The organism is Aurantimonas marina, assembly GCF_017183135.1.
Classification (GTDB): domain Bacteria; phylum Pseudomonadota; class Alphaproteobacteria; order Rhizobiales; family Rhizobiaceae; genus Aurantimonas; species Aurantimonas marina.
Genome location: NZ_JADDXW010000033.1, coordinates 1 through 12,375, shown reverse-complemented (window position 1 = coordinate 12,375; position 12,375 = coordinate 1). Strand labels below are relative to the sequence as shown.

Annotated in this window: 11 protein-coding genes; 4 read left to right on the top strand and 7 right to left on the bottom strand. The window is 65.1% G+C overall.

The genetic code is table 11. From position 1 onward, the window contains the following. Together ING15_RS19015 and ING15_RS19010 are read right to left on the bottom strand one after the other, a co-directional pair. The coding region (locus ING15_RS19015; protein ID WP_206456420.1) for a hypothetical protein at positions 1-190 on the bottom strand (190 nt) is incomplete at its 3' end. A 105-nt stretch (positions 191-295) separates the two neighbouring features. Then, positions 296-1,669 carry an Nramp family divalent metal transporter gene (locus ING15_RS19010; protein ID WP_206456419.1) on the bottom strand — a complete coding sequence of 458 codons (1,374 nt, stop codon included), beginning with the start codon at positions 1,667-1,669 and terminating at the stop codon, positions 296-298. 167 nt (positions 1,670-1,836) lie between these two features. On the opposite strand from ING15_RS19010, the gene ING15_RS19005 reads away from it, so the two are divergent. After that, positions 1,837-2,274, top strand: coding sequence for a Fur family transcriptional regulator (locus tag ING15_RS19005; protein WP_206456418.1), 438 nt, complete (start codon positions 1,837-1,839; stop codon positions 2,272-2,274). A 69-nt stretch (positions 2,275-2,343) separates the two neighbouring features. Here the strand turns inward: ING15_RS19005 and ING15_RS19000 are convergent, their stop codons facing one another. Next, entirely contained in the window at positions 2,344-2,778 is a 435-nt protein-coding gene (locus ING15_RS19000; protein ID WP_206456417.1) for an OsmC family protein, read from the bottom strand. A gap of 227 nt (positions 2,779-3,005) precedes the next feature. Here ING15_RS19000 and ING15_RS18995 point away from each other — a divergent pair, with 227 nt between their 5' ends. The 3 genes from ING15_RS18995 (at position 3,006) to ING15_RS18985 (ending at position 5,430) form a co-directional block, all read left to right on the top strand. Next, the gene (locus ING15_RS18995) at positions 3,006-3,947 is read left to right on the top strand and encodes a tyrosine recombinase XerC (protein WP_206456416.1); all 942 of its coding nucleotides are present in this window, start codon (positions 3,006-3,008) and stop codon (positions 3,945-3,947) included. An 87-nt stretch (positions 3,948-4,034) separates the two neighbouring features. After that, positions 4,035-5,096 carry a TraB/GumN family protein gene (locus tag ING15_RS18990; RefSeq protein WP_206456415.1) on the top strand — a complete coding sequence of 354 codons (1,062 nt, stop codon included), beginning with the start codon at positions 4,035-4,037 and terminating at the stop codon, positions 5,094-5,096. A gap of 148 nt (positions 5,097-5,244) precedes the next feature. After that, positions 5,245-5,430, top strand: coding sequence for a hypothetical protein (locus tag ING15_RS18985; protein WP_206456414.1), 186 nt, complete (start codon positions 5,245-5,247; stop codon positions 5,428-5,430). Between the two features lie 106 nt (positions 5,431-5,536). Here ING15_RS18985 and lpdA read toward each other — a convergent pair whose 3' ends face one another. The 4 genes from lpdA to ING15_RS18965 are packed head-to-tail and all read right to left on the bottom strand — an operon-like array spanning position 5,537 to position 12,126. Further along, positions 5,537-6,952, bottom strand: coding sequence for a dihydrolipoyl dehydrogenase (gene lpdA, locus ING15_RS18980; RefSeq protein ID WP_206456413.1), 1,416 nt, complete (start codon positions 6,950-6,952; stop codon positions 5,537-5,539). Positions 6,953-6,999: 47 nt separating this feature from the next. Further along, positions 7,000-7,758: an SDR family oxidoreductase gene (locus ING15_RS18975; RefSeq protein WP_206456412.1), complete on the bottom strand. Its 759-nt coding sequence runs from the start codon at positions 7,756-7,758 to the stop codon at positions 7,000-7,002. A gap of 47 nt (positions 7,759-7,805) precedes the next feature. Beyond that, complete coding sequence (gene odhB / locus ING15_RS18970) at positions 7,806-9,092, bottom strand: 2-oxoglutarate dehydrogenase complex dihydrolipoyllysine-residue succinyltransferase (protein WP_206456411.1); 1,287 nt, start codon at positions 9,090-9,092, stop codon at positions 7,806-7,808. Between the two features lie 49 nt (positions 9,093-9,141). Next, positions 9,142-12,126 carry a 2-oxoglutarate dehydrogenase E1 component gene (locus ING15_RS18965; RefSeq protein WP_206456410.1) on the bottom strand — a complete coding sequence of 995 codons (2,985 nt, stop codon included), beginning with the start codon at positions 12,124-12,126 and terminating at the stop codon, positions 9,142-9,144. Positions 12,127-12,375 lie beyond the last annotated feature (249 nt).

The following is a 12,375-nucleotide window of genomic DNA, read 5'->3' as shown; positions in this document are numbered from 1 at the left end:
GCCGGTCGACGCTGTCCGCCTCGAGTGACCCTGAAGAACGACCGTGACCGGTCAGCCTTCTGATTGTTTCCGACTTTGCCTGACACCAGAGCAAACCCAAGGGCTCGCCGGCGGCGTCTTCGCCGTCGATGAGTGGCTTATAGGCGGTTCCAGCTTTTGAAGTCAACAGCCGATTTTCAAAAAAATGCACCGCAGCAAAATTTCCTGAAATCGCCGCAAACCCTTGCGTTCCGGCCTTCCGTCACGTCATCCTTTCGTCACATCGGGTGACGTTGGCAAGGCCGATCACCGCCGGTCACGCCCCGAGGGCGAGGAAGTCCAGTACCAGCTTGACGTTCAATCCAACGATCAGCACCGCGATGACGGCGGCAAGCGCCAGCACCCAGAGAGGCGCGCGAAAGTCGCCCATCTTGCGCCGGTCACTGGAGAACATCACCAGCGGCACCACCGCGAAGGGCAGTTGCAGCGACAGGATCACCTGGCTGAGGACGAGCAACTCGGCGGCGCCGCGTTCGCCGTTAATGACGATAATCGTCGCCGCCGGAATGATCGCCAGCCCGCGTGTGATCAGCCGCCGTGCCACCAGCGGCAGCCGCAGCCGCAGGAAACCCTGCATGACGATCTGCCCGGCCATCGTGGCGGTCACGGTCGAGGCGAGACCCGAGGCGAGCAGCGCCACAGCAAACAGAATCGGCGCGATCGACGCGCCGAGCAGCGGCGCCAGCAGCGCATGCGCGTCGGTGAGATCCTCCACTACGCCGGCTCCGCGATCGTAGAAGGCGGCCGCGGCGAGGATCAGGATCGCGGCGTTGACCAGCAGCGCGAATCCGAGGGCGACGGTCGAATCGAGCGTGGCGAATCGGATCGCGTCGCGCTTGCCGGCCGTGTCCTGGCGGTAGGCCCGCGTCTGGACGATGCCGGTATGCAGATAGAGATTATGCGGCATCACCGTCGCGCCGAGGATGCCGAGGGCAAGATACAGCATCCGATCGTTGGTCACGATCTCCGGCGTCGGCAGGAAGCCGCCCAGGACCGCGGCAATCGACGGCTCGGCAAGGATCAGCTGGCCGACGAAACAGATGGCGATGACCAGAATCATCGTGACGATGAACGCTTCGACCCAGCGAAATCCGCGCGACTGCAGATAAAGGATCAAGAAGACGTCGAGCGCGGTGATGACCACGCCCCAGACCAGCGGCAGGCCGAACAACAGCTGCAGGCCGATGGCCGTGCCGATGACTTCGGCGAGATCCGTGGCGATGATCGCCAGCTCCGCCAGCACCCACAAGCCATAGGCGACGGGCCTGGGAAAGGCGTCGCGGCAGGCCTGGGCGAGGTCCCGGCCAGTGACGATGGCAAACCGCGCGCACAGCGCCTGCAACAGGATCGCCATCAAGGACGACAACAGCACCGCGGTGAGCAGCGTATAGCCGAACTCTGACCCGCCGGCGATCGAGGTCGCCCAGTTGCCCGGATCCATGTAGCCGACGGCAACAAGAAATCCGGGACCGAGAAAGGCTGCGAAGCGGCGCAGGAACCCGGCGCCGTGGGCGACATCGACCGTACGATGCGATTCCACGAGGGACGGTTCGCCAACCGGGTCGTTGAATCCGTCGGGCAATCGTTCGTCGCGACGAACGGCGGCCGTCGCCTCACCCTGCGATGTCATACAAAACCCCGAAAATCATTTTTCGGCCACGATGGCAGCCGGCAAAGCCCCTATTAATGCAGTTGCAAATCATTTGCGAGAGTATAGATGGGATGCCGTGCGCTTCTGCGCAACATGTCTCACCGCTCGCGCGAATGCGACAGGCCAAGCAACGGGCGTGACCAACGATGGGCGACGAAGGCGAGACGATATCCGCTGGCCGCCAGGAACGCATTCTCAAGAAGGCGGGCGTGCGAATGACGCGCCCGCGCAAGATCATCCTGACGATCCTCGCCGACCATGGCGATCACCCGGACGCGCTGGAAATCTTTCGCCGGGCAACGCGGATCGATCCGTCGATTTCGCTGTCCACGGTCTACCGCACCATGAAGCTTTTCGAGGAAATGGGAGCGATCCAGCGCCACGTTTTCGCCGGCGGCCCCTCCCGCTTCGAACGCGCCGACGTCATCCATCACGACCATCTGATCGACGTCGACAGCGGCGAAGTCGTGGAGTTCCGCTCCGATCTGATCGAGCGCCTTCAAGAAGAACTCGCCCGCGAACTCGGCTATGAGGTCGTCTCACATCGGCTTGAACTCTACGGCCGCAAACGCAAGCCCGACTGATCGAAACGCCGATCGCCGTGGCAAATTCGGCGAGTCGCGCACTGGGCCGCGCTGATCGGGCTATGCCGCTCAGATCAGCTTCGCGTCGAGCGTCACCGTGATCGCGCCAAGCGCCTTGGAGACCGGACAACCGGTTTTGGCCTTTTCGGCAAGGTCGTCGAATGTCGCCTGGTCGATGCCCGGGACCTTGGCCTCAAGGGAGATCGCGCTGTCCTGGATCTCGAAACCGGTCGCCACCTGTTCGACACTGACGACGCAGGTCGCCTTCAACTCCTCCGCCGGCGTTCCGTTCTCGGCGAGAAAATGCGACAGCTGCATGGCGAAACATCCGGCATGGGCGGCGGCCAACAGCTCCTCAGGATTGGTGCCGGATTGGCCGCTCTCGTCCTCGAACCGGGCCTTGAACGAATAGCCGTGATCGCTGAGAGCACCCGACTGGGTGGTGATTGCGCCGGTGCCGTCGCCGAGCGCGCCTTTCCAGATTGCGGTCGCATGACGTTTCATAGGAGTCTCCTTCGATGAATGGGACCGGCCCGCGGTCGGTGCCGTGCCGATAGAAAGGTTGGGCCGGCGTAATTTCTTGGCGCGCCGGCATCGACAAGGAAACCCGGATGCGCCGCGCGGGGTTCCGATACGAAGCGTTCACCATCATGGTGAATAGTATGGCGTCCTGAAGGGACCGGAGATTCGCCTAAGTTGCAGCGGACGGGACGCAGAGGGAGTGAGCGACGTTGAGTCAGACAGTTCTCATCCATGCGACCAAGCCGCTGCTGGCCGAAAAGGCCGCCTGGCTGGCGACGCTTGCCGACAGCCGTCATACGCTTGCCGCCTATGAGCGCGATCTGCGCCAGTTCCTGGTTTTTCTGACCGGCTACAACGCCCGCCCCGCCGAACTGGGCGACCTCGCCGACCTGAAGCCCGCCGAACTGCGCGGCTTCCTCGCCGCGCGGCGCCGCGATGGCGCGGGCGCCAAGACGCTCGGCCGGGGCCTTGCCGGAATTCGCTCCTTCATCCGGCATCTGGAAAAGAAGGGGCTCGCCTCCTCCGCTGGCGCCAAGGCGATGCGCGCACCCAGACAGTCGCGGTCGCTGCCGCGTCCCCTGAGCGTGCTCGATGCCAAAGCCGTCACCGAGGATGCCGGCGCCTTCGCCGCCGAGCCGTGGATCGCCGCCCGCGATGTCGCCGTGCTCACGCTTCTCTACGGCTGCGGCCTGCGTATCTCGGAAGCACTGGCACTGCCCGGCGACGCGCTCAGTGAGCCGACCGCTCGGTCGATGCCCATCGCCGGCAAGGGCGGCAAGACCCGTCTCGTGCCGCTGCTGCCGGTCGTGCTCGAGGCGGTCGCCGAATATCGTCGCCTCTGCCCCTATGCGCTGCACTCGAACTCGGCCTTGTTTCGCGGCGCCCGCGGCGGCCCCTTGAAGCCGCAGATCATCCAGCGCGCCATGGCGCGGCTCAGGGGCGGGCTTGGCCTGCCCGATTCGGCGACGCCGCATGCGCTCCGGCACTCCTTCGCCACCCATCTGTTGTCAGCCGGCGGGGATCTCAGAACGATCCAGGACCTTCTCGGCCATGCCAGCCTGTCGACGACGCAGAACTATACCGCCGTCGATTCGGCCCGGCTCCTGTCGATCTATGACGGCGCCCACCCCCGCGCGCGCCGCCGCGCCTGATCGTCGGGGCGAGGCCGCCCGATTCAGGCTTTGGTCGCAATTTGCTAATAGGCTGCTGGGATCTTCCAGGGAGTCCGCTGCCCGCCCATGACCGACCCTCTCCACAGCCTCGACCGTTGCGCGGCGATCCTCTTTCGGCTCTGCCTCGCGCTGCCCGGCATCATGCTGGCGTTTCTGCTCGTCGGTGTTCTGGCCGCCGCCGGGGCGGAGCCCGACGCCTGCGACGGCCGCGATCTTCGCCCCGCCTTGCTGGCGGACGGCAAGCTTGCGGGCGTCGAGGCAAAAGCGGCAGCGGTCCCCAACGGCGCCGGAAAGCTGTTTCGCGTCGAGCGGGCCGGCCTGGCCCCGTCCCATCTGTTCGGCACCATCCATCTTACCGATCCGCGCGTTCTTGCCCTGCCTGCATCAGCCGAACAGGCCTTTACCGCGTCCGAGCGCCTGGTCATCGAGACGACGGACGTCCTCGATCCGGTCAAGGCCGCCGCCAGTTTCTTTGCCCATCCGGAGCTGATCAACCTTCCCAAGGGCCAGACCCTCGCCGATCTGGTCGATCCGGCGGAGAAAGCCCGGCTCGAAGCGGCGTTGGCAGCCAAGGGCATTCCCTTCCAGTCGGTGCACACGCTGCAACCCTGGTTCACCTCCATGAGCCTGATGCTGCCGGACTGCGAAGCGGCGCGGAAGAAGGACGGCGCCCCGGTCCTCGACGTCCAGCTCGCCGAGCGCGCCATCGCCGCCGGCAAGCCGGTCGAGGGGCTGGAGACCTCCGAGGAGCAGCTCCGCGCTCTCGCGTCGCTGTCGACCGATCTCCAGGTCGACAGTCTTCTGGCGACGATCGATCTCCAGGATCGCATGCCGGATGTCATGGAGACGATGCTGGCGCTTTATCGCGAGGGCAAGATTGCGGCGATCATGCCGGCGATCGAGGCCGCGGTGCCGGACGGCGGCATCCTCGTCGGCGCCGGCAAGGGCTATGCCGAGTTCGAAGAGCGCGTCGTCACCGAGCGCAACCACCGCATGGTCGAGCGGATGCGGCCGATGCTGGAAAAAGGCGGCGCCTTCGTTGCTACCGGCGCCCTGCATCTTCCGGGCGAGGACGGTCTGGTTGCGCTACTTGGCAAGGCGGGCTGGACCGTGACGCGGGCGGATTGACGCAGCCGTGCTGCGCGACGCGCTAGGGATTGACCGTTAGCTGCTCCGGTTTACGGCGCGCTCACCCCGGAGCATCTCGGAAATCCTTGCCGCCAAGAAACATCGGGCATAAGCTTCGATGGTCGAAACAGCCAAGGAGTGCCTGTGCATGAAATCCTTACTCGCTGTGACCATGAGCCTCGGGCTTCTCGCCGCCGCGTCCGGCAGCGCGATCGCGCAATGCGCGTCTCACCAGGACACCGTGGCTGAGGCACCGATGACACCGATCGTCACCGCCGACACGACCGGCTCAGACGCGAGCCCTGTGACGAAGGATGCCGACAAGAAGGGCTGACTTTCTCCACCCTTGGTGAGAATGGAAAGGCCCGGTCGCGGTTGCGCCGGGCCTTTTTCGTAATCAATGTTTCACGTGGAACATGCCCAAGCGCGCCGCCGCCCCGTTACATGTGAATGGGCTTGGCGAAGGCCGCGAAGGCCGCCTCACGCACGGCCTCCGACAGAGTCGGATGGGCATGCGAAGTGCGGGCGAGGTCCTCCGACGAACCGCCGAATTCCATCAACAGGGCCGCTTCCGCGATCATGTCCCCGGCCCCCGCGCCGAGGATGTGACAGCCGAGCGCCCGGTCGGTCTTGGCGTCGACCAGGAATTTGACGAAACCGTCGGTCTTGAGCATCGCCCTGGCACGGCCATTGGCCATGAACGGGAACTTGCCGACCCGGTATGCGATGCCGGCCGCTTTCAATTCTTCCTCGGTCTTGCCGACCGAGGCGACCTCGGGCGAGGTGTAGACCACCGACGGGATCGCATCGTAATTGACATGGCCGACCTGACCCGCCAGTTGCTCGGCCAGCGCGACGCCCTCGTCCTCGGCCTTGTGGGCCAGCATCGCGCCCTTCACCACGTCGCCAATCGCGTAGATGCCGTCGACATTGGTGGCGAAATGCGCGTCGATCTCGACCCGGCCGCGATCGTCGAGCTTGACGCCTGCCTCCTCCAGTCCGAGCCCCTCCGTGTAAGGCTTGCGGCCGGTCGCGACGAGCACGACGTCCGCCGCGAGCGTGTCCGCATCGCCCCCCTTCACCGGCTCGAAGCTGACGGTGGCGCCCCTGTCGGCCTTCGTCACGCCGGTGACCTTGGCGCCGAGGCGGAAGTCGATGCCCTGCTTGGCGAGCAACTTCTGAAAGGCTTTCGAGATATCGCCGTCCATCGGCCCAAGCACCTTGTCGAGATATTCCACGACCGTGACCTTGGCGCCGAGCCGCGCCCAGACCGAGCCGAGCTCGAGGCCGATCACGCCGCCGCCGACGACGACCATCGTCTCGGGCACCTTTTCGAGCGCGATCGCCTCGTCGGAGGAGACGATGGTGTCGCTGTCGAAGGTGAGCTCAACGCCGGGAATGCCTGCGACGGCCGAACCGGTTGCGATGCAGATCGCCTTGGTGGGCAGCGTCTCGGTCGAACCGTCCTCCTTGGTCACCTCGACTTCGCCGGCCGCCTTGATGCGCCCCGTGCCGATGATCCCGGTGATCTTGTTCTTCTTGAACAGGAAGGCGATGCCGTCGACATTGGCCTTCACCGTCTTGTCCTTGTGGCCGAGCATCGCCCCAAGGTCGAGCTTCGGCTCGACCGAAATGCCGAGTTCGGCGAAGGAATGGCCAGCCTCGGCGAACATCTCGGAGGCGTGGAGCAGAGCCTTCGACGGGATGCAACCGACGTTGAGGCAGGTGCCGCCATAGGTCTTGCGCTTTTCGACGACGGCGACCTTGAGGCCGAGCTGCGCCGCCTTGATGGCGCAGACATAGCCGCCGGGTCCCGATCCGATGACGACGAGGTCGTAGCTTTGCTGATCGGCCATGATTTCCGCTTTCCTTCGATCTCAAGAACAATGGGGGGAAGGTGCCCTCACGGCAGGATCGAGCGGCCGCCGGACACGTCGATGATGGTGCCGGTCGAATAGGACGCCTCGTCCGAGGCGAGCCACAGGATCGCCTTGGCGACCTCCTCGGCGGTCCCGGCCCGCCGCATCGGCAGGGTCGGTGCGATCTCCTCGACCCGGTCGGGCTCGCCGCCCGAAGCGTGAATGTCCGTCGCGATGATACCGGGCCGGACCGCGGTGACGCGGATTCCCTCGCCGGCGAGTTCCTTGGCGAGCCCCACGGTGAAGGTGTCGATCGCGCCCTTGGCGGCGGCGTAATCGACGCGAGCGCCGCCGAGGCCAAGCTTGGCCGCAGCCGAGGACAGATTGACGATCGCTCCGCCCTTTCCGCCGCGCCCCGTCGACATACGGCGGGCCGCCTCGCGGGCGCACAGAAAGCTGCCGATGACGTTGATCCGGAACATCCGGTCGAGCCGCTCCGCGCTCATCTCGGCGACCGGCGCGACGGCGTCGACCACGCCGGCATTGTTGACCAGCGCCGCCAGCGGCCCGAGTTTGTCGGCCGCTGCGAACAGCGCGACGATGTCGGCTTCAACGCCGACGTCGCCCTTCACTGCGATCGCCGTGCCGCCGGCACCCTCGATGTCGGCAACCACGGCCCTCGCCGCGGCCTCGTTCGACGCATAATTGACGACGACGGCGTAGCCGGCCTTCGCGCCGAGCCGCGCGGTGGCGGCGCCGATTCCGCGCGATCCGCCGGTCACGATCATTACACGTTCAGCCATGGCGCAACCCTTCCCGGTCGTTCAGTCCTTCCGCTCAGCCGCGCGATCTAAAGATCCAGCACCAGCCGTTCGGGGTCCTCCAGGCTCTCCTTGACCCGCACCAGGAAGGTCACCGCCTCCTTGCCGTCGACGATGCGGTGGTCGTAGGAAAGCGCCAGATACATCATCGGCCGGATCACGACCTGGCCGCCGATCGCCACCGGTCGCTCCTGGATCTTGTGCATGCCGAGAATGCCCGACTGCGGCGCGTTGAGGATCGGCGTCGACATCAACGAGCCGTAGACGCCGCCATTCGAGATGGTGAAGGTGCCGCCCTGCATGTCCGAGACGGTGAGCTTGCCGTCGCGCGCGGCAACGCCGAGCCGGCCGATCTCCTTTTCGATCTCGGCGATGGTCATCTGGTCGGCATCGCGCACCACCGGCACGACGAGGCCCTTCGGCGTACCGACCGCGACGCCGATATGGGCGTAGTTCTTGTAGACCAGGTCGGTACCGTCGATCTCGGCGTTGACCGCCGGAATCTCCTTCAGCGCGTGACAGACCGCCTTGGTGAAGAAGCCCATGAAGCCGAGCTTCACCCCGTGCTTCTTCTCGAACAGATCCTTGTATTTCTTGCGCAGTTCCATGACCGCCGTCATGTCCACCTCGTTGAAGGTGGTCAGCATCGCCGCCGTGTCCTGCGCGTCCTTCAGCCGCCGGGCGATGGTCTGGCGCAGGCGCGTCATCTTCACCCGCTCCTCGCGGGCTTCCTCCGCCTGGGAGGATGGCGCGCGCGCCGCCACCGGCTTTTCCTGCGGGCTGGACGGCGCGCCGCGGGCGATCACTTCCAGCACATCGCCCTTGAGTATCTGGCCGCGCTTGCCTGAACCCTCGACGTCGCCGTCGCCGAGGCCTTTTTCGGCCATCATCTTCTTGGCCGACGGGGCCGGCGGCGTCTCGCCGGCCGCCGCCTTTTCGTCGGCACCATCGCCGGTTCGCGCCGCGTCGCCGGTGGCGCCGCCGCCGTAGTCGGCCTTGGTGTCGGCCGCGGCATCCGCCTTCGCCGCCTGGCTCTTCGGCTTTTCGGTCGCGGCCGTCGTCCCGGCGCTCGATGCCGAACCCTCCCCGATCGAGCCGAGGACCGCGCCGACCTCGACGGTTTCGCCTTCCTTGACCGCGATATCCTCGAGCACACCGGCGACAGGCGCCGGCACCTCGACGGTCACCTTGTCGGTTTCCAGCTCGGCGATCGTCTCGTCGATCTCGACCCGGTCTCCGGCCTTCTTGAACCATTGGCCGATGGTGGCCTCGGTCACGGATTCACCCAGCGTCGGGACTTTGATTTCGGTGCTCATCGCTCTCTAGTCTTTCGAGGTCCGGTTCGGTCGTGGCGTTCGGTTCGGCTCAGCCTAGCGCGTCTTCGAGGAAGGCCGCGAGCTGCTTTTGATGGGTCGACATGGTGCCGGTCGCGGGAGAGGCCGCCGCCTGACGGCCGGTATAGCGCACGCGCCGCTTCTCAGACCCGATATGGTCCAGAACCCATTCGAGGTAAGGGTCGATGAACGACCAGGCGCCCATGTTCTTGGGTTCTTCCTGACACCAGACCATCTCGGCCTGCTTGAATCGCGACAATTCGGTGATCAGCGCCTTGGCCGGGAAGGGGTAGAGCTGTTCGAGGCGCAACAGGTAGATGTCGTCGATGCCACGCTTTTCGCGCTCCTCCAGCAGGTCGTAATAGACCTTGCCGGTGCACATCACGACACGGCGGATCTTGTCGTTCTTGACCAGCTTGATCGGCGAATCCTTGTGCAGCTCGGCATCGTCCCAAAGCAGGCGATGGAAGCTGGTTTCACCGGCCATATCCGAAAGCGACGAGACCGCGCGCTTGTGGCGCAGCAGCGACTTCGGCGTCATCAGGATCAGCGGCTTGCGGAAGTCGCGCTTCAGCTGGCGGCGCAGGATGTGGAAGTAGTTGGCCGGCGTGGTCACGTTGGCGACCTGCATGTTATCCTCGGCGCACATCTGCAGGAAGCGTTCCAGCCTGGCCGAGGAATGCTCCGGTCCCTGCCCCTCATAGCCGTGCGGCAACAACAGCACGAGGCCGGACATGCGCAGCCATTTGCGCTCGCCCGACGAGATGAACTGGTCGATGACCACCTGCGCGCCATTGGCGAAGTCGCCGAACTGCGCCTCCCAGAGCGTCAGGGCGTTCGGCTCCGACAGAGAGTAGCCGTACTCGTAGCCGAGCACTGCTTCCTCGGAGAGCATCGAGTTGATGACCTCGTAGATCGCCTGACCCTTGGCGATATGCGCCAGCGGAATGTAGCGGCTCTCGTCTTGCTGGTCGTAGAGTACGGAGTGGCGCTGGGAGAAGGTGCCGCGTTCTGAATCCTGTCCGGACAGGCGCACCGGATGGCCCTCGGCGACGATCGTGCCAAAGGCCAGCGCCTCGCCGGTCGCCCAGTCGATGCCCTCGCCGCTGTCGATCATCTTGGCGCGATTGTCGAGGAAGCGCTGGATCGTCTTGTGGACGTTGAAGGTCTTGGGCACCGTCGCCAGCTTGGCGCCGATGTCCTTCAGCGTCTTTAGCGGCACGCCGGTCACGCCCCGGCGCGGCTCCTCGAGTTCCTCCGCCTTGCGCAGGCCGGACCATGCCCCGTCGAGCCAGTCGGCCTTGTTCGGCAGATAGGATTGACCAGCCTCGAACTCCTCCTCGACGATCTTGCGCCATTCCGCCTTGCGGGCGTCGACCTCCTCCTGGCTGACCACACCACCCTCGACCAGCTTCTTGGAGTAGATCTCGAGCGTCGTCGGATGCTGGCGGATCGTCTTGTACATGATCGGCTGGGTGAAGGCCGGCTCGTCACCCTCGTTGTGGCCGAAGCGACGGTAGCAGAACATGTCGATGACGACAGGCTTGTGGAACTTCATCCGAAATTCGGCCGCCACCTTGGCCGCGTAGACCACCGCTTCCGGGTCGTCGCCATTGACGTGGAAGATCGGCGCCTCGACCGTCTTGGCGACGTCGGAGGGGTAGGGCGAGGAACGCGAGAACCGCGGATTGGTGGTGAAGCCGATCTGGTTGTTGATGATGAAGTGCAGCGAGCCTGCAACCCGGTGGCCGCGCAGGCCCGACAGGCCGAAGCATTCGGCCACGACGCCCTGGCCGGCGAAGGCCGCGTCACCGTGGATCAGTAGCGGCATGATCTGCGCGCGCGTGTCCAGCGGCACGATCTCCGTGCGGGTGCGGCCGGCGATCTGGTCCTGCTTGGCCCGTGCCTTGCCCATGACGACCGGATTGACGATTTCCAGATGCGAGGGGTTCGCGGTCAGCGAAAGGTGGACCTTGTTCTGGTCGAACTCGCGGTCGGACGAGGCGCCGAGATGGTATTTGACGTCGCCCGAGCCCTCGACGTCTTCCGGCTTGTACGACCCGCCTTTGAATTCGTGGAAGATCGCCCGCAGAGGCTTGCCCATCACCTGGCTCAAGACGTTCAGCCGGCCGCGATGGGCCATGCCGAAGACAACCTCCTTGAGGCCGAGCTGGCCACCGCGCTTGATGATCTGTTCCAGAGCCGGCAGCAAGGCCTCGCCGCCATCGAGACCGAAGCGCTTGGTGCCCTTGTATTTGACGTCAATGAACTTCTCGAAGCCCTCGGCCTCGATCAACTTGTTGAGAATCGCGCGCTTGCCCTCGGCGGTGAAGGCGATGCCCTTGTCCGGCCCCTCGATGCGTTCCTGCAGCCAGCCCTTTTCCTGCGGATTCGAGATGTGGGTGAACTCGACGCCAAGCGTCGAACAATAGGTCCGCTCGAGGATATCGACCATCTCCCGGATGGTGGCGAATTCCAGCCCGAGCACGTTGTCGATGTAAATCTTGCGGTCGAAGTCGGCCTCGGTGAAGCCGTAGGCCTGCGGAGACAATTCGTTGTAATCGTCGTCGGCCGGCTTAGCGATGCCGAGCGGATCGAGCTTGGCGTGCAGATGGCCGCGGGCGCGATAGGCGCGGATCAGCATCAGCGCCCGAACCGAATCCTGCGTCGCCTGATGCACGGCCGTACCCGGCAGGTCGATGCCGCTGTCCTGCGCCTTGCCCTTGACCTTTTCCTGAACCTTGGTCTCGATCTGCCCCCAATCGCCGTCGAGAGCGGAAACCAGCTCACCATTCGCCGGGATCGGCCAATTCGGCTTTTGCCAGGAAGGCCCCTCGGCACTTTTCGAAACGGCCGAACGATCGTCCTTCAGCGCCTTGAAGAAATCGCCCCATTCGTCGGAGACCGAACCGGGGTCGTCCACGTAGCGGGCGTGCAGATCCTCGATATAATCGGCGTTTCCGCCGTAGAGGAAGGAGGTAAGCGCGAAGGTTTCGTTCGCTTCGGTGCGTGCCATCTGTCTCGTCGCGGCCCCGTCGTCCGGGTACCGTCTCCTGTGATCGATCGTTCGGGGAACCGGACCGTCACAATGACGACCGTACCATGCCCGAACCCTTTGGACTCCGTTTTCGGCGATGCCGTGGCGCGGGAGCCTGTCGCGCCGGTCTTTTTCGTGCCCCGTCGTCAGCCCTTGAGGAGTTCGACGAGAGTCTTGCCGAGCTGTGCGGGGGAGGGCGAGACGCGGATGCCGGCCGCTTCCATCGCT